Source organism: Amycolatopsis samaneae, from assembly GCF_039541975.1.
Classification (GTDB): domain Bacteria; phylum Actinomycetota; class Actinomycetes; order Mycobacteriales; family Pseudonocardiaceae; genus Amycolatopsis; species Amycolatopsis samaneae.
The window spans coordinates 224,089-244,227 of sequence record NZ_BAABHG010000015.1; the positions used below are offsets into that span (position 1 = coordinate 224,089).

A 20,139-nucleotide genomic window follows, 5' to 3' on the forward strand; every position below is an offset into this window, starting at 1 on the left:
AGTGAGACTGTGGTCGAGGCTGGTGACCGAACCGGGAGATGAGGTCGAGCCGCATCAAGACCGTCCGGCTCGCTGGTTTCGCGAAGGCCACGACTGAGCTGGCATGAACTTGCGATGCGATAGGCCATACGGGCGAAGGTTGGCTTGCTCCTGGATGGGGCAAGGTTTCGGCCCGGGGAAGGGGCAAGGGGTGGGTTTGAGGCTCGTGGCGATCGTTGTCGTCGTTCGAAGGGCCTCTTCCGATGTTCACCAGTACAGCTGTTTTCTCTTCACGTCCGCGGTCTCCGTTGTCGGTGTTGCAGGCTCAGTTCGAGCGGCCGCGTTCGGTGGCGCGGTTTGACGCTGCGTTGCGAGCCTGGTCTGTGCAGGACCCGGAGCTTGCCGAGATCACCTGTCACGACCGACTGGTCGAGGTGCTGGGTAGCCGGGACTATCCCCGTCAGGACGAGGTGCTGTTCACGCTGTTGCGCCGCGCCGCCGCTTCGGATGTGGGCGGGGTCGTCGCGTCGGAGTTGGTCATGAACGCGATGCTTCCGGCGGTGCCGGGCATCACGGGCCGGGTGATCCGGGCGTGCCGGGCGGCGTCGTCGGACCGCCAGCACCGTGGCGTGCGGGGTGTCGGCGTATCGGCCGCCGAGGACGACCATGATCTCCAGGCAACGGTGATCGGACATCTGTGGGAGCGAGTGCGGTGCTTTCCACTCCAGCGTCGCCATCACGTGGCGGCGAATCTGGTGTAGGATACGCACCGGGCCGTGTTGCGCTCGTTCGGCATCGATCGTGGACAACCCACCGCGCACCTCGTCAGCATCGCCCAGTCCGAGGTCGAGCTCCCGTCGGTTCGCGAGCCGCATGAAGTAGCTGCCTCGGAAGAGCTCCTCGAGCTGCTGGCCTGGGCAGTTGAGGAGAGCTGGCTGGCTGAGAAGGACGCCGCGCTTCCTACTGCCCGTTACTTCGGCGACCAGACAGGCCGGGACGGCGTGGCGACGGATCGTCAGCTCGGCGCGGCTCGGGCTGAGCCAGCCCACGGTCACCCGTCATCATCGTCGTGTTTGTGAGCGTCTCGCCGCGGCCGCAGGCGATTTCCCTGGTGGACCCCGGAGGTCGCCCACCGGTATCTCGACCACCACGCCGGACCGGGGCACCGAGGCGTCGTCATCGCCGACGCGGTCCTGGACTACGTCCTCGTCGAGTCCGGCGGCCGCAGGTCGCAGCGCGCGTTCTTCGTCGAACTCGACCGCGCGACGATGCCGGTCGCCCGCCTGGCCCAGAAGCTGCGTTACTACGTCCGCTACCACGACTACATCCCACCCCACCGAATACACCGGGGCAGCCGGCGTGGCAGGAACGCTACGCGCGGTTCCTGCGGGTGCTGGTCGTGTTGTCCGGTGCCGCCGAGCACGTCCTCGACCGTCGGATCGTCGACCTGCGCGCCCACGTCGCGGCCATGTCCACCGTCGCCTTGGCCGGCGACCGCGTCCCCATGGTCGCGACCACCCTGGACTGGCTCCGCGCCGACGGCCCGCTGGCGCCGATCGCGGTCCCGTTGCTGGGCACCGACAGCACGCCGATCTCGCCGTTCAGCTGGCCGCCGACGGGCACGTCATGACCGCCGCCGACGGTACGGACCCGACGGCCCCGGCCGCGGTGGTCGAGCAGCTCGGCTCTCACCTCGGCTGCGGCAGCGCCGCTTCACGCTGCTGCCGCAGCGCGGCGACGGCGCCGCGTTCACCGAGGTGCAGGGACGGGCACCCGGGGACAGCACCGCGCCGGCGGAGCTGGCGGATCTCATCTCCTCGATCTCCACCGTCGGCGTGCTCCAGCCCGTCCTCGTAGAGGAGATCACCACCGGCGACGGCAAAGCGCCGTCGATGCGGCTGGCCGCCGGTGAACGCCGCCTGCGTGCCACCCGCTGGGGCGCGGTCCACCTTCCCGACAACCCGCACTTCGCCGCACTGCCCGCCGTGATCTGCCCCGGCCCGTTGTCGGACGAGGAACGACGGATCTGGCAACTGGTGGAGAACCTCGCCCGGGAGAGCCTGCGCCCCGGTGAGCTGGCGGCCGCGCTGGTGCTCGATCGGTGCGCGGTACTGCTGGGGGAAACTTCTGGCCGGTGGGCATGCCGTTGCGGCCGAGGTCTACGCGATCGACGACCCGATCGCCCGGTTTGCGGCGATGGAACGCATCCGCGGTACCGACCGGTCCTGCGCCGCGCCGTGGTCGGAGGTGCTGTCCCGGCTGGGGCTGCAGCTGAGCCCGCGCAAGGCGCGGGAGCTGGTCCGCGCGTTCGCCGAGATGCCGCGCGAGGTCTGCGAGGAGATGGACGAGGCGAAGATCTCCCTGCATACCCGCATCCGCTACGTCGAGCTGCACCGCGGCCGCGCCCAGGCCGCCGCCGACATCTGGGCCGCGGTCAAAGACACCGGCCAGACCCGGCTGCTGACCACCCACGCCATCTACCCCCCCCGCTGGCAAGTCGAGGCGAGCACCGCGCGGATCCTCGGGGTGCCCGACACGACCATGACGGTGCTGTTCGGCTATGGCGAAGACCCACTCGTGGAACGATTCTGGGCCGCCCGGCACCGCGACAAGCTCATCGACCGGATCGCCGCGCTGCGGTTCGACCTGGTGCTCGCGCCGAACTAGGCGGAGAAGCACCGTGCACGAGGTGATTCAGGGCACGGAGCCGTCTCCGATGACGCCTGATGGCCTCCGCCGTTCGGCCCGGCAGGGTCGCACTGGACTCGGCGGCGGAGTTGATGCCCACGGCCGAGGGGGAGGCCTGGCCGGCACCCGCGATCGATCGCCTCGGCACCGCGCAGTCGCGGGATTCACCCACACCTGCCGTGGCAGCCAGGTTTCCTGGCGGGGCGGTCGAAGTTGGCTGGAGCCTGGCGTCGGTTCTTGGTGGTGGCCCACGCCAATACACCTGGGGTGCGGCTGTCGTTGACGTCCGTCGCTCCGGGATCGTGCGATGGTGGTGTTACCGACTCGGGGCTGCCATCGGAGGTGGGTGAAACCAGTGACACTACTGGAGACTGTGCGTGGCCCGGCCGATGTGCAACGGATGAATTATGAACAGCTTACCGGGCTGGCTGCCGAGATCAGGGACTTCCTCGTAGAGAAGGTTTCCCAGGCAGGTGGGCATCTCGGGCCCAACCTCGGGATAGTGGAGCTGACTCTTGCGCTGCATCGGGTCTTCGATTCACCGCGTGAGCCGTTGCTGTTCGATGTGGGCCACCAAGCCTACGTGCACAAGATCGTCACGGGCAGACAGACGAGCTTCGACGGACTGCGCCAGTTGGGCGGGTTGTCCGGCTATCCGTCGCGGGCGGAGAACGACCACGACTTCATGGAGAACAGCCACGCGTCCACCGCGTTGTCCTATGCGGACGGCATGGCGAAGGCATTCCAGCTCATCGGCCAGACACGGCACGTGGTCGCGGTGGTCGGCGACGGCGCGTTGACCGGGGGAATGTGCTGGGAGGCGTTGAACAACATTGCCGCTGATCCGAGCAGGCCCGTCGTGATCGTGGTCAACGACAACGGCCGTTCGTACGCGCCGACTTTTGGCGGGCTGGCCGATCGCTTGGCAGCCCTGCGCATGCGGCCCGGCTACGAGCGCGCTTTGCACGGGGTGCGGCGCGCTTTTCTGGCTGTCCCGTGGGTGGGCAGGCTGCTCTACGGGGTATTACACGCGGTCAAGCGAGGATTCAAGGACGCGTTGAGCCCACAACCGCTGTTCGAGGATCTCGGTCTGAAGTACCTCGGTCCCGTGGACGGCCATGATCTGCCTACGCTGGAGGCGGCGTTGCGGCGGGCGCGGGCGTTCGGCGGGCCGGTGCTCGTCCACGTGGTGACGTGCAAAGGCCACGGGTACGGCCCAGCTGAGAACGACGCGGCCGACCGAATGCACCAGATCAGCCCGCCCGCCGTGACGGTTCCCCGCCAGGCGGAGATCCCGCGTCCAAAATGGACTAATGTGTTCTCCGACGAACTGGTGCGCATCGGGAGCGAGCGGGACGAAGTCGTGGCGATCACCGCGGCTATGCGCGGGTCGACCGGATTGGACGCCTTCGCCGCGGCGTATCCGCGACGCTGTTACGACGTGGGCATCGCCGAGCAGCACGCGATGACCTCGGCGGCGGGGATGGCGGCGGCCGGTCTGCACCCGGTGGTCGCCATCTACTCCACCTTCCTCAACCGTGCGTTCGACCAGTTGCTGATGGACGTGGCACTGCACAGGGCCCCGGTGACCGTGGTGCTGGATCGCGCAGGGGTCACTGGACCGGACGGGGCCAGTCATCACGGGATGTGGGATCTGGCGTTGCTAGGCATGGTGCCAGGCATCCGGGTGGCCGCTCCCCGGGACGAGCCCACGCTCCGCGAAGAGCTGCGGGAAGCGCTCGCCGACTCCAGTGGTCCCACCGCGCTTCGATTTTCCCGCGGCACGGTGGCCTCCCCGATCAAGCCGCTATGTCGGGTGGGGACGGTCGACGTGTTGCGGAAAGAGGGGCAGCGCAACGAAGTGCTGCTGGTGGGCGTCGGTGCCTTCGCGGAGCTGGCGATGGCCACCGCGGATCGGCTGGCCGATCAGGAGATCGGGGTGACTGTGGTCGATCCACGCTGGATCTTCCCTGTTCCGCACGTGCTGGCCGGGATGGCCGCCGAGCACGACCTGGTGTGCACGATCGAGGACGCCGGGAGGCACGGCGGGTTCGGGTCTGCGTTCGCTACCGTCCTCCGCGACCGGGTGGTTCGCTCGCCGCTGCTGGATTTCGCCCTGCCCCAGCGTTTTCTGGAACATGGCTCGCGGTCGCAGCTGCTCACGCTGACCAGGCTCACAGCGCAGGACATCGCCTCGCGCATCACCGAGAAGGTAGCCGAGCACCGCAGAGAGGCCGAACAGGCGGAGCCGGGCCTGCGGGCACCACTTGTCTGTACTGAGCACACACGAGAAGGTGAGGTGGAATGTCAACCGAGCGGCGGTCCGACGCAAGAGGTCGCGCGATGGACATGACCGAGCCGCGCTGGCGGGCGGTGGCCGGAGCACGCACGGTGCTGCTGGCGTCGCCGAGGTCGTTCTGTGCCGGCGTGGAGAGGGCGATCGAGGTGGTCGAACAGTTGCTGCGCCGGCGCGGAGCGCCGGTGTACGTACGCAAGCAGATCGTCCACAACTCCCATGTCATTCATGACCTCCATAGCCAGGGCGCCGTGTTCGTCGAGGAACTGGACGAAGTGCCGGACGGCGCTGTGCTGGTGTTCTCCGCGCACGGAGTTTCCCCGGCCGTCCGGCAGGACGCCGCGCGACGGGGTCTGGAGGTGATCGACGCGACCTGCCCCCTGGTGGCGAAGGTGCACAGCGAGGCACGCCGGTTCGCGCGGCGGGGCAACACCGTTTTCCTCATTGGACACGCGGGGCACGAAGAGGTGGAAGGCACCTTCGGTCACGCGCCGGAACACACTGTCCTCGTCGAGAACGTGTCGGATGTGGAGCGTCTGGAGGTTCCGGATCCTGACAGGGTGACCTACCTGACCCAGACCACGCTCGCGGTGGACGAGACGGCGGCCGTAGTGAACGCGTTGCGTGCGCGGTTCCCCCGCCTGCGTGGGCCCGCGTCGGACGACATCTGCTACGCCACCACGAACCGGCAGGACGCGCTGCGCGCGATCGCGGCCAAGGCCGATGTCGTCTTGGTGGTCGGCTCGGTGAACTCGTCGAACTCCGTGCGGCTCGTCGAACTGGCACGCAGGTGCGGTACCCGGGCCCACCTGATCGACGACGTCGGCGACATTCGGCCGCGGTGGCTGGCCGGTGCGGACGTCGTCGGCCTGACCGCGGGCGCGTCCGCACCGCCGCGGCTGCTGGACGCCGTCGTCGACGTGCTCGGCGAGCTCGGTCCGGTCGAGGTCGCCGAGCACGTCACGACCAGGGAGACGGTCCATTTCGACCTGCCTTCCCCGGTTCGGAAACCGAGCACACGTCAGGACGAACCCGAACCGCGGGAGGAGCGGTGATGAGACAGATCGATCTGGGCATACCGTCGGTCACGGCTCTGCCCGCGGCACGCAGGACCAGCAGAAAGGTGATGATCGGCCCGGTGGCTGTCGGTGGTGACGCCCCGGTTTCGGTGCAGTCGATGACCACCACCCTCACGGCGGACGTGGATGCGACGTTGCAGCAGATCGCCGAACTGACCGCCGCGGGGTGCCAGATCGTGCGGGTCGCCGTGCCGTCGCAGGACGACGCGGACGCGCTGGGCATGATTGCCAAGCGCTCTTCGATCCCGGTGATCGCGGACATCCACTTCCAGCCGAAGTACGTCTTCGCGGCGATCGACGCGGGATGCGCGGGCGTGCGCGTGAATCCCGGCAACATCCGCAAGTTCGACGACCGGGTCGGGGAGATCGCGGCCGCGGCGGGCGCGGCGGGTGTTCCGATCCGGATCGGGGTGAACGCCGGGTCGCTGGACAAACGGCAGATCGCACGCTTCGGCGGTGCGACCGCGGAGGCCTTGGTGGCCTCCGCGTTGTGGGAGTGCTCGCTGTTCGAGGAGCACGGCTTCCGGGACCTCAAGGTGTCTGTCAAGCACCACGATCCGCTCGTCATGATCGAGGCCTATCGGCTGCTCGCGCGGCGCTGCGCCTATCCGTTGCACCTCGGGGTCACCGAGGCGGGGCCGCTGACACAGGGCACCGTGAAGTCGTCAGTCGCCTTCGGGATCCTGCTCGCGGAAGGCATCGGGGACACCATCCGGGTCTCGCTGTCCGCGCCTCCGGTGGAGGAGGTCAAGGTCGGCACGCAGATCCTCGAGTCGCTCGGCCTGCGTACTCGTCGGCTGGAGATCGTTTCCTGCCCTTCGTGCGGCCGTGCCCAGGTCGACGTGTACAAGCTCGCTGAACAGGTGGAGGCGGCGTTCTCGGGATTCCCCGTCCCACTGCGGGTCGCCGTGATGGGGTGTGTGGTGAACGGGCCCGGCGAGGCCAGCGCCGCCGACCTCGGTGTCTCCTCGGGCAACGGTAAGGGGCAGATCTTCGTGCGTGGCGAGGTGGTCCGGACCGTCCCGGAGAGTCAGATCGTTGAGGCGCTGCTTGAAGAGGCACTCAGTCGTGAGTGGACAGAGTGAAGACGGCGGAATGACGGCGCTACCCCGCACCAGGAGACTCGGGTGGCGCTGTGTTCGGCCTCAGAACGGGAGCTCGACACCGCCAGCGGACGTGTGGAGGAGCACCTCGTCGGCCGCTGCGATGTCCAGCACCGCTATGCCGAAGAGGTTGCGCACCACGGTGTCCACGCTTCTGGCGCCGTCCTGCGCGGGCTCCCCGGGCCCGGTCAGCGGTCTGGGCCCGGACCATGCGGCCGAGGAGGCGGCGCTGGTCGTCGCAGACACGACGACCAGCAGGTCGCATCGCCGCACGACATCGGGCAGCAGGTAGTCGAGCGACACCTGGGCCGCGGCCCAGGTGTCGTGTCGCTCCCGTTGCACACGGTCCAGACAGCGAAACGACCCGTGCGGGCTCCGGAGAACATCCTCGCTCGCCGGGTGTTCCGTGGCCGATGGCCGCGTGGTCACCGGATCGTTCCTTCGCCCGGGGTCGCGCTCGATTCGAGGATGAACCGCGCGAGCCGGTTCGCCGACACGTCCACCGGTTCGTCCGAGGTGTCGATGGACAGGTCAGGTGCGAGAGGCGGCTCGTAGACGGCGTCGACTCCGGTGAGGCCGCTGATCTCCCCACAGGCCTGGCGCGCGTAGAGGCCCTTCACGTCCCGCTCGCGGCAGGTGCGCAGCGGGGTGGCGACGTACACCTCGGAGAAGTCGATTCCCTCGCCGGTGTGCTGGTCGCGCAACGCCGCCCGCGCCCGGGTGAAAGGGCCGATCGCCGCCACGAGGACGACCACCCCGTTCCGCGCCAGCAGGGTCGCAAGTGTCCCGATGCGGGCGAGATTCAGCTCGCGATCGGCGGGGGAGAGCCCGAGTTCGGGCCAGAACTCATGACGGACGACGTCACCGTCCAGCACTTCCACCCGGGTTCCGGCGGCGGCCAGCAACGTGGCCGCCGCCGAAGCCACGGTGGTCTTGCCCGCGCTGGGCAGGCCGGTGAGCAGGATGGTCCTTCCCGGTTCGGCACGCATGCGGGCTAACTAGGCCATACGGCCGGGAACGACGTGGCGGCCGGCGGTGTCAGATCGGTCAGGAAGTCGTCGATAGCCTCACGGGCCGGGCGGCTGAGGTTGTAGGCGGTGGTCCCCGCGCCCTCGTAGGTGATCACCGTGGCGCCCGGGATCTGGCTCGCCACCGACTCACCCCACTCGTACGGCTGGCCGGGGTCGAACCGCGTGCGGACCACCAGGACCGGCAGCGGCCGGTCGATCACCAGCGGCCGCGGCGGATTCACCACCGGCGCGGACCAGCCCTGGATGCCCATGGCATTGCCCCACTGCATCGGGTTGTTCAGCGAGTACGGCGCCCGTTCCGCCATTGCGGTCTTGATGTCGAGCACGTCGTCCCAGGCCGGTGTCTGGAAGCCGAAGTCCGCGCCGAAACTAGCGTAGATCGTCAGAGGCTCGTCCAGGTTGCGCGGGTCGAGGGTTCCTTCGGCGGCATCGAGGACGATCTTCGCGAGGCCGTGCCAGTTGTGCTCGCCGGGCTGCTCGGCGGGGTCGACCATGCCGCCGACCTTCGCGGTCATCAGTCGTTCGCCGATGATCGGCGCTTTGCGCCGCCACCGCTCGCGGGCTTCGAGGAACGTCGCTCGCGCGTCCAGGCCGTACAACGCATTGCCCGGGGTGCGTTCGGCCCAGTCGGCGAACGCGAGGAAGACGTCGTTGACCGCGCCGGCCTTGGCCACCAGGTAGTCCTTCAGCGTGGTGACGCTGTGGTCGAGGTTACCGTCGAGCACCATCGTGCGGACGCGGTCGCCGTACAACTCGCAGTAGTGCTGGCCGACGAGTTCGTTCTCCCGGCTGCTGATGAAGTTCAGCTGCTCCTCGCAGAGGGCACGGCGCACCACTTCGATGTCGCGTGCGTCGGAAACCGCGTCCGCGTGCAGTACCGTCGCCGGGTCCTTGTCCAGGGTCTCCCGCGTCCTGGCGGCGACGTATTCCCGGAGCCGCTGGTATTCCTCCGCGTTCCGCGGACCGGACGAAGGCACCTTCCCCGCCGGTGCGCAGTTCTGCGGCCACGGGTCGAAACCCACCAGGTCGAACCGGTCTTTCAACGTGTCGGAAAGGCGCAATGCCTCGAATTCCAGTGGCATGAAATAGCGGATGAACAACACGCCAATCCGCTCGTCCTGCCGCCGGGCCCGCCGCCGGAACACTGTGCGTTCCATCGTCGGCCCGTCGGGCGCCGTCCAGTCGACAGGCACGGTGATGACACCCTGTTCGGCCGTCTCGTCGTCTTCACTGGCGCGCCAGGCTATAGGCGGCGGGCTGGTGATGATGTCGGTGGGCCGTGTCATGCGCGCTCCAGGTGCGAAACGGTGAGGTGAACCGAAAATCAATCTACGAGATCGTCTTCCTGGGTTTTTCGAGAAACGATCCAGGCCCGTTCCAGGCCGTTTGCCGGAACGCGCCAGCGCGGTCGCCGGATCTTGTCGTCGTCACGTGGCGGTGGCTACCGTTGCTGACCGTGCCTGTCCATCAGGAATCGGTCGAAAACCACCACCGCCGGCACGGGGGAGCAGGTATGCCACGGGCACTTTCCGCGCATGTCGAGACCTGGAGGCCCTATACGCTGGGCTACGTGGGCCTGGTCGGGCTGTCCGGTGCCGTCCTGGTACCCGGCGACCATCCGGTGTGGCGGCTGTGCTGCGCCTGGCTGGTGCCGACCCTGGGCTGGCTCGCCGGGCTCTACGGCGGCGACTACTTCGACCGGGCGCTCGACGCGATCGCCAAGCCACATCGGCCGATCCCATCCGGCCGGATGGCCCCGCGCACCGCGCTGGGCGCGATGATCGGCTGCGCGCTGGTCGGCGGCGTGCTCGGCGTGCTGCTCAACTGGCGCACGCCGTTACTGGTGTGCGCGGCCTGGGCGCTCGGCATCGCCTACAGCAAGTGGTTCAAGGGCCGTGGCTTGGCAGGGAACCTGGTGCGGGGCGGAATCACCGCGTTCGCGTTCCTCTTCGGCATGATGGCTACCGCGTCCTCCCCGCCGTTCGCGTTGGTGCCGCTGGCGCTCGTGTTCTGGTGCCACGACGCGGCGTCCAATCTCGTCGGCGCGCTGCGTGACATCGACGGGGACCGCGAGGGCGGCTACCGCACCCTGCCGGTGAACCGGGGTGTGCGGCTGTCGATGACGGTGGTGACCGCGTTGTACGTGGCGGCCGTGGTGATCGCGGCGGCGGCGCCTGCGCTGAGCGGCCGGCCCGCGACTGCGGTCTGGGCCGCGACGTTCGCGGTCGCCGTGCTGCTCGGCGCCGGCGCGGTGGGCACGCTGTACCGGGCGCCCCGGCCGATGCCGCGCCCGGTGGCCCTGCGGGCGCACGAGATCCTGGTCGCCGAACGGGTGCTCCTTGCCGGAGCGTTCGTTTCACTCGGGGGCGGCGCGCTCACCGGACTGCCGATTCTGGCCGCGGTTCTGGCCGTTTCGCTCGCCACGCAGCGGAAGATGCGGCACCGCCACGAATTCGGTGTGCCCGGCGCCGTGCCGGTCGACGCCGGGACCGTGCTCCGTTTCGTCGACAAACATCTCGGCACGGCCCGCCCTCCTGCCGGACTGGCGGGCTGGCACCGGCGCATCGACATCGAACTCGCCGAACCCGGCCTGCGAATACCCCTCGTCGTCGAAGGCGGCGTGCCGCGCAGGCGCGGCGACGGCGAGCACGAGGGCCTGCCGCTGATCCGGATTACCACCACCGGGACGGTGTTCCGCGACATCTTCCTACACGGCCGCAGCAATCCACGCCGCGCGTACCTCGCCCGGCAGGTCAGGATGGACGCGAGCGCGCGGGACATGATGTGCCTCAACCAGTTGTTCAACGCATGGCGGTCCGCCTCGCCGAAGCCTGCTACGTCCGCCAGAGCAGGGGAACCGGTTCGGCCCAGGGAAAACCGGTTGCCGGACACGATCGTGCTCAGCGACACCACTCTGCGCGACGGTGAGCAGATGCCAGGGCTGTCGTTCCACCCGGAGCAGAAACTGGACATCGCCCGGCGGCTGGCCGCTCTCGGTGTCCCGCTCGTGGAAGCCGGGTTCCCGGCGGTGTCCGAAGAGGAGGCACGCGCGGTGAGGGCGGTGGTCGACGCCGAACTCGACGTCGTCGTCCAGGCGATCGCCCGGCCGAAGGAGTCCGACATCCGCGCCGCCGCGGACACCGGCGCCCAGAGCATCGCGGTGTTCATCGGCACCTCCGATACACACGTGCGGGCGAAGCTCGGGCTGACCAGGGATGAACTGCTCCGCCGGGTACACGACGGGGTGGCGCGCGCCGCGCGGACCGGGCGGCAGGTCGTGTTCGCCGCGGAGGACGCCTCCCGCACCGATCCCGAGTTCCTTGTCCGGGTGTACACCGAGGCGGCGGACGCCGGTGCGGACGTGCTCGGTCTCGCGGACACCGGCGGGGTCGCCACCCCGTGGAGCATCGGCGAACTCGTCGACGAGGTGACGCGGGTCTGCCCGCTGCCGCTGGCCGTGCACTGCCACAACGACCTCGGCCTGGCCACGGCCAACTCCCTGGCCGGGGTGCTCGCGGGCGCTTCGGGAATCCAGTGCTCGGTGCTCGGGATCGGTGAGCGTGCCGGGAATGCGCCGCTGGAAGAGGTCGCGCTGGCACTGGAGGTGACCTTCGGCCACCGTACCGGGCTCGCGCTGCCCGCGCTCGAACCGTTGGCACGGCGGGTTTCCGGCATTCTCGGCCAGGAAACCGCTCCGTACAAGCCAGTCGTCGGCGGCAATGCCTTCGTGCACGAGAGCGGGTTGCACGTGGACGGGATCCTCAGCGATCCGGCTACTTACGAACCCTACGCGCCGGAGCTGGTGGGACGTGCTCGGCGGATCGTGTTCGGCAAGCACTCCGGCAGGGCTGGAGTGCGACAGGCACTCGGCGCTCACCGGGTCGATCTGACCGACGGCGAACTGTCGGCGCTGCTCGAGCGCATCAAGGACCGCGCGGGGCATCGGGGACATCTCGACCAGTTCGCCGTCGTCGAACTGGCCAAATCGGTCAGTGGACAAGAAGGAGTATTGCATGACTGACGTCGCCCAGCCCGATCTCGTGCGCAATTCCTGGATGCTGAACCTGATCGACGAGGCGAAGGCGGGAAGGCTTCCCACCCCGACTTTCGCTTCGTGGCTGATCACGAGGGCGTGCAACCTGAAGTGCTACTACTGCTTCGCCAGCGCGCGCAAGAAGGACCCCGACGAGCTGACCACCGGGGAGGCCATGCGGGTGATCGAGGACCTAGCCGACACTGGGGTGTTCTACCTCAGCTACATTGGCGGGGAACCCTTGCTGCGCAAGGACATCTACCAGCTGATCGACTACTCGACCGACCTCGGCATCTACACCGGGATCCACACCAACGGGATGCTGGTGCGCGAGGACACCGTGGCGAAGCTGAAGGACGTCGGCTGCCAGATCCTCGGCGTGAGCATCGACAGCCATGACCCGATCGTCCACGATCGCGTGCGCGGGGTGTCGGGCTCACTGGTCGGCGCGAAGCGCGCGGTGCTGGAGAGCGTCAAGGCGGGCATCCGGTGCAGCATCCGGATCGTGGTCACCGAGGACAGCCTGCCCGCGCTGCCGGATCTGTTCAACTGGGCCAGGGACACCGGTGTCGAAGAGCTGATCATCATCCCGATCTTCATGGTCGGCCGGGCCGCTGGCACGCCGGACGACCGCCGCGCCGACATCCTCGGCAAGGAACTGTTCTGGAAGGGCCTCGACGTCCTGCGCGAGGTGGCCAATCCGCTCGGCATCACCGTGCCGGAGGAGAAGGTGGCCTGCTGCGTTGGCATCGAGCTGAACACGCCGGACAAGGAAAACCACCACGCCGGGCACGCGTTCGGTTTCGAGCGCAGCACCGGCTGCCGGGTCGGCAAGTTCATCATGAACATCCAGCCCAACGGCGACATCTTCTCGTGCCCCTTTGTGCAGCACAAGATCGGCAGCCTGCGTACGCAGTCGGTGCGCGAGATCTGGGCGCATCCGCTTTTGCGGGCGGCTCGCGAAGGGGACATGGGGTGTCACGCCCGGTCGATCATCCACACCGGAAGGCCGGATGTGGTCGACCCGACCTACAACCGGTCGACCGAGGACCTGCTCGCGGAACTGCCCGCCGGGGCGAAGCCATTGTCGCTGACGCCGATCCAGAACTAGGAGAACTCCATGAGCGAGGTCGTTTCGCTGGAAGCCGTGCTCGAGATCCTGCGTGCCATGCACCGGATCACTGCGGAGGATCCGATCTGGCTGCGGCGCGGCAGGCGGATCACCATTCTCTACGAGTTCGAAGTGGACGGTGAGCTGCGTTCTTTCCGGAGCACCGCAGAGGGCAGCGACTGGTCCTTCACCGAGGGGACATTGTCCGACGACGAATGCAACATCGTGCTCCGGACCGATCCGGCAGCGCTGTACGAGGTGCTGCACGGGGTCACCGGGGGCAGGGAGGCCATGCTGAGCGGCCGGCTGAGTATGCGCAAGGACCCGGAGTTCCCGGACCTGCTGCTGATGCGAGCGATGTTCAACCGCTACACCAAGGCGAAGGAACGTGGCGTGCTCAACGACCTCGGGGTCGGGGACGTGCCGGAAAGCCTGGTGCTGCCCAAGAAGGTCGGTGCCGGTAGCGCGGACGGGGACGCCGGGAATGCCTGAACCGGCTTCCCTACGGGATCCGGCGCGGGAGACGGTTCGCCGGGCCGGGACGGCGGTGGAGCGAGCGGCGCGGGCGCTGCTCGACCTGCGCCGCCCGGACGGCGGCTGGTCAGGTGTCGTGTCGGCGGCTGCCGTGGCGACCGGAGCCGCCGTGATCGCCCTGCACCGGGCCGATCCGGCGGGCAATGCCGATCTGGTCGGCAGGGCGTGTGGCTGGCTGCGCCGTGTACAGGACTCCTCCGGCGGCTGGGGCGAGGACGTGGGCGCGCCCGCGACGCTGACGGCGACCGGAATCGCGATCGCCGGTCTCGCCGTCGCCGAACCCGGCGCGTCCGCCGGGCACATCGAACGCGGCTTGGCGCGCATCGACGCGATGGGCGGCATGGCCGCGCTGTCGGACCGGAGCCGGTGCGCGCTGAGCGCCGTGGTGCGGCAGTTCTTGGCGTATGGCGGGTTGTATGACCAGCGCCTGCTGCCGCGCGTGCCGGTAGAACTGGCTTTGCTGCCCAGGTCGTTGCGCAGCAAACTGTCCTTCACCGTGCCCGGCGCGATGTCGTGGGGCGTGATGCACGCGTACCGGCCGCGAAAGCGGAGCCCGGTGCGGACGCTGGTCGACCGGCTCGCCGTGCCGAAGGCACTGGGCTATCTGGCCGAGTTGCAGGACTTCGGCGGCGAGAGCGGCGGGTACGAGGAATCGCCGCTGCTGACGGCGTGTGTCTGCGTCGGACTCGACGAGGCGGGCGTCCGGCCGGACATCGTCGGCAAGGGGCTGCGGTATCTGCGGGAGACGATCCGGGCGGACGGGTCGTGGTCGGTCAACCGCGACCTGGAGATCTCGGTCGGCTCGTACGTGGTGGCAGGGCTGGCCGACGCCGGCTGCGACGACCTGGAGCGGACGCTGTTGTGGCTGCGCGGTGCTCAGCGGTTCGAACCGTTCTTCGCCACCGGCGCGCCGCCGGGCGGTTGGGGCTGGGCATGTCCGTCTGGCTGGCCGAACAGCGGCGACACCGCGTCGGTGTTGCTCGCGCTCGCGGGGTTCGACCTTCCCCCGACCGATCCTTCCGTCGCCGCTGGCGTCAGCTGGCTGCTGGGAACCCAGAACCGCGACGGCTCGTGGGGCTGCTTCTGCCGCAACTCGAGCCGGACGCTCGATGGGCCGTGTGCGGTCATGACGGCGGATACGATCACCGCGTTGCACCGGACCGGAAAGCTGCCGCCGGAGCACCCCGCGATCCGTCGCGCGCTGGCCTGGTTCCGCCGGGCCAGACATCCGGACGGGGCGCTGGACTGCCGGTGGTACACCGGGTTGACTGCGGGTACGGCCTGCACGCTGCGGGCGCTCGGGGAGATCGGCCACGGGACGTCCGACGTGGCTGTCGCCTGCCGGGAGTGGCTCGTCACCCAGCAGGGCACCGACGGCGGCTGGGGAGGTGGCGACGGGGAACCGAGTACGGTGGAGGAGACGGCGTGGGCCGTGCTGGGCCTGCTGGACGGCGCCTCCGGGGGCTACCGGACGCGAGAGGCGATCGATCGAGGGATCGGGTATCTGCTTGACCGGCAGCGCGCCGACGGGCTGTGGGATCCGGCCGTGCTGGGGGTCTACTTCTTCGACGTCCGCTACGCCTCCGACCATCACGCGAACGGGCACGCCCTCCAAGCGCTGGCACGCTATCGAGCGACACGCTGTTGACAGAGCAGTATACAATATGTTAGCTACATAATCCAGTGTACCTCCTGATGAAAATATCTGGGGTGTACACCATGGTGTCGCCAAGGATTTCAGGCACAATGACGGCTATGTCTAGTACGCCGACGGGAAACGCGCGGACCGCTGTGGGCACCGAGGTGAAGCGGCGCCTGATGAAGCGTCCCGAACGTCGCGAGCAGATCATCGCCGCGGCGAAACGGGCGTTCTCACGAGCCGCGTTCTCGGACACGCTCTTGGATGACGTCGCGCGCGAAGCGGGCATCAGCAAGGCGATCCTATATCGGCACTTCGACTCCAAAGCGGATCTGTACGAGGCCGTTCTGGACGATGTCAGCGAGCGCCTGCAGGCCGCCTTCGGTGGCGAGGCGAACCTGCACAACGCGAAGGTTGACGTGATCGTCGCGATGGCCGACGACGACCCCGAGGGCTTTCGGCTGCTGTTCGAACATCTGGCCAGGGAGCCGGAGTTCAGTGGTTACAACGACCAGTTGCAGGCGCTGTCCATGACGGTCACCCAGACGAGGATGTCGGAGGAACTGGGCGATTCGGGGAACGTCGACTGGGCCAGCCGACTGGTGCCCGCCCTGACTATCCGGGCCGTGCTGTCCTGGCTCGACGCCGGACGGCCGGACCGTGCGCACGCCGCGGAGATCGTGCACGACATCATCGCGGGCGCGCTCGAGGCGTTCCGGAAGCCGCGGCGCTAGCCCCGGCGTTCACCGGCGAAGGGGCGCGAGCCCAGGCCCACCGTGCCCGGCCGTCGAGTGGACCGCGGCTGGAAGGACTTTGGATCGGCGTCCGGCAAGCTGAACGGAGAGAGTCCGATCGGTTCGCCGGGGGTTTGATGACCAGGTATGACGTCGTGATCTGCGGGGCCGGGGTCGGCGGCCTTACCCTCGCCAGGGCACTCGGCATACGGGGCAGGCGGGTGCTGGTGCTGGACAAGCAACTGCGCAACGCCGAGCCGTACAAGGGAGAGGTGCTCCAGCCGCATTCCCTGCTGGTACTGGAGGAAATGGGGCTCCTGCCTCAGGTGCTCGGTGAGGCCGCGCTGGTCAACCGGCTCGTGTGCGCGCAGCCGTCGGGGAAGCTGGTCTGCGCGCTGGACTACCGGCAGTTGCCTCGGCCGTACAACCAGTGCCGGGTGCACTACTACACAGGCATCATCGATCTGCTGGCCCGCGACCTGCCCACCACGGTGGAACTGCGGCGGGGGGTGACCGCGAAATCACTGGTCGTCGAGGACGATCGAGTCACCGGCGTCCGCGTCACCGACGGAGGCGAAGCCGCTGTCGTGCGGGCAGGCCTTGTCGCCGCCGCGGACGGCTACGCGTCGGGGTTGCGCGGCGAGGCGGGAATCAAGGTCGAGATGGACCGGTACGAGCACCAGGTGGTGGCCTTCGACCTGACCGCGCCGGATCTAGCGCCGGACGCGGTCACCTACGTGACCCGCCACGGTATCCGGCTGCTGTACCCGATGCCGGGTGGGCGCGGGAGGTTTTACGCGCAGGTGCCGCGCGGTAGCTTCAACAAGGTCGGCCGCGCGGGCTTCGGCGACTGGGTGGACTGGTTGCTGGGCACGGTGCCCGACCTCGCTCCGCTCGGCGAGCGGCTGCGGGACGGGATCGGCGACGCGCGGGTGCTGTCCGCGCGGCGGTTCCTGTCGCCCGTGTGGCACCGGCCGGGGTTCGTCCTGGTCGGCGACGCCGCGCACGCGGTGCACCCGATGGCGGGACAGGGAATGAACGCCGCCATCGCCGACGGCCACGGCGTCGCCCGCCACCTCGCCGGGGTCGACACTTCGGCGCCGGAGGAGGTCGACGGCGCGGTGGCGTGCTACGTCGCCGATCGCGCCGCGAAGATGGAATTCGTCGGGCGGTTCAGCCACAACTTCGCGACCCTGTTCACGTCCACCACTTGGCGGGAAAGGGTGTTGGCACAGCACATCCTGCGGAGACACCGCTCGAACGAGCGGTTGTCGTTCAAGGTCATGTACAACCTGTCCGGCCTCGGTGTGCTCCGCTTCTCCACTCTCGACCGCCTGCACCAGCTGGGCCTGTTCGACCCGAGAGCCAAGGTTCGGCCCACCGTTCGTTGTGTTCCGCCGACAGAGATTGGTGCTACCTCGTGACCGCTGCCAAGTTGACCGGTGATCCAGTGAAGTTCCCGTTCGCCCGGCCGCACCCGACGCAGATGCCCCCGGAGTTCGCCGGAGCCCGCGCGGCCGAACGGCTGTGCCGGGTCGAGACCGTCACCGGTGAGCCAGCGTGGCTCGCCTCGCGCTACGAGGACGTCCGGTTCGTGCTCAACGACCCGCGGTTCAGCGCGCGGGTCCCCGCCGGGCCGATGGGCGCGGGCGCGGTCGCGGACAACTCGCTGTTCCAGGACCCACCGGGCCATACGCGGTTGCGCCGCCTGGTGAACCGGACCTTCACCAGTGGGCGGATCGAAAAACTCCGGCCGTACACGGAAAAGACGGTCAGTGCACTCGTCGATGCGATGCTGGCCGAAGGCCCGCCCCTGGACTTCATGACCGCCTTCGCCACTCAGGTGCCCGCCAGGGTGATCACCGAGCTGCTTGGTGTACCCGATGGAGCGCGTCAGGCGTTCCGGGACGCGGCGGCCGATTTCGTGCTGCTGGAGAAGGGACAGGGCAAGGAGGAGATCTACGCCAAGGGCGGACGTGTCGCCGAACTGATCACCCAGACTATCGCGGCCAAACGCGAGCACCCTGAAGACGACCTGATGACCGAACTGATCTCCGTACAGGCGGAGGAGGACGGCAGGCTCACCGAAGCGGAACTGGTCACCATGGGCCTGACGCTGCTCATCGCCGGGTACATGACCACTGCGGACGCCATCTCGATGGGCACGCTGTTCCTGTTGGAGCACGGTCTGCTCGGCGAGCTCTCCGGCAAGCCGGACGTCGTGGAGTCGGCCGTGGAGGAAATCCTGCGGTACGACCCGAAAGTCAGTTGCCCGTCGCGGGTGGCGAAGGAAGACCTCGACCTGAACGGGACACCCGTCAAAGCGGGCGAAATCGTGCTGGCTTCACAGCAGAGCGCCAATCGGGACGAGCGTCAGTTCGACGACGCCGCGCGGTTCGACATCCACCGCGAGCAGAACCGGCACATCGCGTTCGGCTTCGGGATCCACTACTGTCTCGGCGCCCAACTGGCGAGGATGGAACTGCGGGTGGCCTTCGCGGCACTGGCTGATCGGCTGGTGGAGTTGCGGTTGTCGCACCCGGTCACCGATCTGGAGTGGCGCACGAACCTGTTCGGCGAACAGCGCATCGGGAACCTCGGGGTCACCTGGTGAAGGCGCCCCGCCTGCTGTTCGTCGCCGTGTCGACGACCGGGTACGGCGAGGTTGGCATCGGCGCCGACCTCGCCGACCAGGCCGCCCGATGGGGCGCGCGAAGTCACTTCGTCCTGGAGACACACGCGAAGGCGCTGGTGGCTGGCCGCGGACACGGCTACACCCTGGTCGACCCCGGAATGGGGGAGTCGGTCCGTGAGGTGATGGCGGAAACCGTCGCCGAGGTGCGCCCGGACGTAATCGTGCTGTCCGACTACTTCATGTACTGCATGCAGTTGCGGTTCCGGTTCGGGGTCGAGCCGTGGTTCATCGAGGACTTCGGGCTGCCGCTGCTACCGATCGACATCTATGAGTGGGCGAACACCGACTTCCGGGTCGACATGTACGAAAACACGCTGCCGCTGAGCGACCGAATCCTCGGCATGCCGGTCCATCTGCGCCCGGTGCCTTCGTGCCACCCGGTTGCCGACGGCGCGGCGGGCCTGCCGTACCAGGCGAGCCGGCATGCCGACCGGGTGACGGCCCGGAGACGGACCGAGGTGCGATCGGAGCTCGGGCTCGGTGACGGGGATCGCCTGCTGTTCTTCCCTGTCTCGCAGTGGCACCGGCCTCCGCTCGGTACGGAGCGGGGGGAGGACGTGCTGCGGGTGGCGCGGCGACTGCCCGAGCTGCTCGCCTCCCACCTGTCGCGGTTGCCGGGGAACACGCACTTCGCGCTCGTCGGCTCACCCTTCGAGGAACTGAGGAAGCTGCCCGCGGAACGGACGCACTGGCTTTCGGTTGTGCCGCCGGAACAGTACGGCGAGCTGCTCGGTTCCTCCGACGCCGTCCTGTCGCTGCACATGCCGTCGCCGACCGTCGCCCGCGCGATGTTCGCGGACGTGCCCGCGTTCGCGATGGTCAACGGATACGAACTGCCCAAAGCCGGTGGCGCCGATGTGCTGGCGGACGCGATGGGCACGGTGTCACCGCGGGTGCGGGACTGGCTGGACGGTCTGGATGCCCGGGTCCGGCCGTTCCGGATGTGGCCCATGCGCTGGCGTTCGGTGGTCGATCCGCTCCTCGCGGGCAACCCGCTGGACGACGCCGTCGACGCGGCGGAGGTCTTCGACGAGGCGGCCTTCGTCGGCGGGCTCGCCCGGGTACTCGGCGACGACGTCACTCGCGACCGGCTTGCCTCGGCGCGGGCGCAGTATGTCGATCGGGTGACTACGCTCCCCGAGGGCGACGTGGCGCTGCGGGAGGCGTTGCGCCGCATGGGTGTCACGTCGCCCGGCAGTGCCTTGTAGATCGAGCTT

The 20,139-nt window shown here is 68.6% G+C and carries 19 protein-coding genes and 1 pseudogene; 16 read left to right on the forward strand and 4 right to left on the reverse strand.

Translation table 11 applies throughout. The features are described 5' to 3' along the window. Window positions 1-287 precede the first annotated feature (287 nt). The 4 genes and pseudogenes from ABD987_RS34325 (at window position 288) to ABD987_RS34340 (ending at window position 1,609) form a co-directional block, all read left to right on the forward strand. Window positions 288-740, forward strand: coding sequence for a hypothetical protein (locus ABD987_RS34325; protein WP_345403875.1), 453 nt, complete (start codon window positions 288-290; stop codon window positions 738-740). Window positions 741-755: 15 nt separating this feature from the next. Beyond that, window positions 756-1,058: a hypothetical protein gene (locus ABD987_RS34330; RefSeq protein ID WP_345403878.1), complete on the forward strand. Its 303-nt coding sequence runs from the start codon at window positions 756-758 to the stop codon at window positions 1,056-1,058. Window positions 1,059-1,148: 90 nt separating this feature from the next. Further along, a pseudogene (locus tag ABD987_RS34335) lies at window positions 1,149-1,238 on the forward strand (replication-relaxation family protein); the annotation flags it as partial. A 131-nt stretch (window positions 1,239-1,369) separates the two neighbouring features. Beyond that, window positions 1,370-1,609, forward strand: coding sequence for a hypothetical protein (locus ABD987_RS34340; protein WP_345403881.1), 240 nt, complete (start codon window positions 1,370-1,372; stop codon window positions 1,607-1,609). 58 nt (window positions 1,610-1,667) lie between these two features. Here ABD987_RS34340 and ABD987_RS44725 read toward each other — a convergent pair whose 3' ends face one another. Next, window positions 1,668-1,928, reverse strand: coding sequence for a hypothetical protein (locus ABD987_RS44725; protein ID WP_486303888.1), 261 nt, complete (start codon window positions 1,926-1,928; stop codon window positions 1,668-1,670). Between ABD987_RS44725 and ABD987_RS34350 the strand changes: the two genes are divergently transcribed. The 4 genes from ABD987_RS34350 to ispG all read left to right on the forward strand — a co-directional run bounded on the left by ABD987_RS34350 (window position 1,815) and on the right by ispG (window position 7,127). Continuing rightward, window positions 1,815-2,672: a hypothetical protein gene (locus ABD987_RS34350; protein WP_486303889.1), complete on the forward strand. Its 858-nt coding sequence runs from the start codon at window positions 1,815-1,817 to the stop codon at window positions 2,670-2,672. The genes ABD987_RS44725 and ABD987_RS34350 overlap by 114 nt on opposite strands. Window positions 2,673-3,022: 350 nt before the next feature. Continuing rightward, window positions 3,023-5,020, forward strand: coding sequence for a 1-deoxy-D-xylulose-5-phosphate synthase (gene dxs, locus ABD987_RS34355; protein WP_345403887.1), 1,998 nt, complete (start codon window positions 3,023-3,025; stop codon window positions 5,018-5,020). Further along, entirely contained in the window at window positions 5,011-6,018 is a 1,008-nt protein-coding gene (locus ABD987_RS34360) for a 4-hydroxy-3-methylbut-2-enyl diphosphate reductase (RefSeq protein ID WP_345403890.1), read from the forward strand. Before dxs ends, ABD987_RS34360 begins: the two co-directional genes overlap by 10 nt. After that, window positions 6,018-7,127, forward strand: coding sequence for a flavodoxin-dependent (E)-4-hydroxy-3-methylbut-2-enyl-diphosphate synthase (ispG, locus tag ABD987_RS34365; RefSeq protein WP_345403893.1), 1,110 nt, complete (start codon window positions 6,018-6,020; stop codon window positions 7,125-7,127). Before ABD987_RS34360 ends, ispG begins: the two co-directional genes overlap by 1 nt. A 60-nt stretch (window positions 7,128-7,187) precedes the next feature. Here ispG and ABD987_RS34370 read toward each other — a convergent pair whose 3' ends face one another. From ABD987_RS34370 to ABD987_RS34380, 3 genes are all read right to left on the reverse strand, one after another. Beyond that, window positions 7,188-7,487, reverse strand: a complete 300-nt coding sequence (locus ABD987_RS34370; protein WP_345403896.1) for a hypothetical protein — start codon at window positions 7,485-7,487, stop codon at window positions 7,188-7,190. An 83-nt stretch (window positions 7,488-7,570) separates the two neighbouring features. After that, the gene (gene cysC / locus ABD987_RS34375) at window positions 7,571-8,134 is read right to left on the reverse strand and encodes an adenylyl-sulfate kinase (RefSeq protein ID WP_345403899.1); all 564 of its coding nucleotides are present in this window, start codon (window positions 8,132-8,134) and stop codon (window positions 7,571-7,573) included. A 5-nt stretch (window positions 8,135-8,139) separates the two neighbouring features. Then, window positions 8,140-9,462 (reverse strand): alpha/beta hydrolase, encoded by a 1,323-nt coding sequence (locus tag ABD987_RS34380; protein WP_345403902.1) that lies wholly within the window; start codon window positions 9,460-9,462, stop codon window positions 8,140-8,142. Window positions 9,463-9,689: 227 nt separating this feature from the next. Here ABD987_RS34380 and ABD987_RS34385 point away from each other — a divergent pair, with 227 nt between their 5' ends. From ABD987_RS34385 to ABD987_RS34420, 8 genes are all read left to right on the forward strand, one after another. Continuing rightward, window positions 9,690-12,197 (forward strand): UbiA family prenyltransferase, encoded by a 2,508-nt coding sequence (locus ABD987_RS34385; RefSeq protein WP_345403905.1) that lies wholly within the window; start codon window positions 9,690-9,692, stop codon window positions 12,195-12,197. Beyond that, window positions 12,190-13,320 carry a radical SAM/SPASM domain-containing protein gene (locus tag ABD987_RS34390; RefSeq protein WP_345403908.1) on the forward strand — a complete coding sequence of 377 codons (1,131 nt, stop codon included), beginning with the start codon at window positions 12,190-12,192 and terminating at the stop codon, window positions 13,318-13,320. Before ABD987_RS34385 ends, ABD987_RS34390 begins: the two co-directional genes overlap by 8 nt. 9 nt (window positions 13,321-13,329) lie before the next feature. Further along, on the forward strand, window positions 13,330-13,812 hold the full coding sequence (locus ABD987_RS34395) for a hypothetical protein (RefSeq protein ID WP_345403911.1): 483 nt from the start codon (window positions 13,330-13,332) through the stop codon (window positions 13,810-13,812). Next, entirely contained in the window at window positions 13,805-15,502 is a 1,698-nt protein-coding gene (locus tag ABD987_RS34400) for a prenyltransferase/squalene oxidase repeat-containing protein (protein WP_345403913.1), read from the forward strand. Before ABD987_RS34395 ends, ABD987_RS34400 begins: the two co-directional genes overlap by 8 nt. A 71-nt stretch (window positions 15,503-15,573) precedes the next feature. Beyond that, entirely contained in the window at window positions 15,574-16,227 is a 654-nt protein-coding gene (locus ABD987_RS34405) for a TetR/AcrR family transcriptional regulator (RefSeq protein WP_345404014.1), read from the forward strand. 137 nt (window positions 16,228-16,364) lie between these two features. Next, window positions 16,365-17,651 carry an FAD-dependent oxidoreductase gene (locus ABD987_RS34410; RefSeq protein WP_345403916.1) on the forward strand — a complete coding sequence of 429 codons (1,287 nt, stop codon included), beginning with the start codon at window positions 16,365-16,367 and terminating at the stop codon, window positions 17,649-17,651. Beyond that, a complete protein-coding gene (locus tag ABD987_RS34415) occupies window positions 17,648-18,841 on the forward strand; it encodes a cytochrome P450 (protein WP_345403919.1) in 1,194 nt (397 codons plus the stop codon). The genes ABD987_RS34410 and ABD987_RS34415 overlap by 4 nt, the downstream gene beginning before the upstream one ends. Next, window positions 18,838-20,130, forward strand: coding sequence for a DUF6365 family protein (locus ABD987_RS34420; RefSeq protein WP_345403922.1), 1,293 nt, complete (start codon window positions 18,838-18,840; stop codon window positions 20,128-20,130). The genes ABD987_RS34415 and ABD987_RS34420 overlap by 4 nt, the downstream gene beginning before the upstream one ends. Window positions 20,131-20,139 lie beyond the last annotated feature (9 nt).

Bases quoted from the DNA above. Each gene is read 5' to 3' on its own strand.
- ABD987_RS34360 (WP_345403890.1), top strand. From the start codon at position 5,011: ATGGACATGACCGAGCCGCGCTGGCGGGCGGTGGCCGGAGCACGCACG.
- ispG (WP_345403893.1), top strand. From the start codon at position 6,018: ATGAGACAGATCGATCTGGGCATACCGTCGGTCACGGCTCTGCCCGCG.
- cysC (WP_345403899.1), bottom strand. From the start codon at position 8,134: ATGCGTGCCGAACCGGGAAGGACCATCCTGCTCACCGGCCTGCCCAGC.
- ABD987_RS34380 (WP_345403902.1), bottom strand. From the start codon at position 9,462: ATGACACGGCCCACCGACATCATCACCAGCCCGCCGCCTATAGCCTGG.
- ABD987_RS34385 (WP_345403905.1), top strand. From the start codon at position 9,690: ATGCCACGGGCACTTTCCGCGCATGTCGAGACCTGGAGGCCCTATACG.
- ABD987_RS34390 (WP_345403908.1), top strand. From the start codon at position 12,190: ATGACTGACGTCGCCCAGCCCGATCTCGTGCGCAATTCCTGGATGCTG.
- ABD987_RS34395 (WP_345403911.1), top strand. From the start codon at position 13,330: ATGAGCGAGGTCGTTTCGCTGGAAGCCGTGCTCGAGATCCTGCGTGCC.
- ABD987_RS34400 (WP_345403913.1), top strand. From the start codon at position 13,805: ATGCCTGAACCGGCTTCCCTACGGGATCCGGCGCGGGAGACGGTTCGC.
- ABD987_RS34405 (WP_345404014.1), top strand. From the start codon at position 15,574: ATGGTGTCGCCAAGGATTTCAGGCACAATGACGGCTATGTCTAGTACG.
- ABD987_RS34410 (WP_345403916.1), top strand. From the start codon at position 16,365: ATGACCAGGTATGACGTCGTGATCTGCGGGGCCGGGGTCGGCGGCCTT.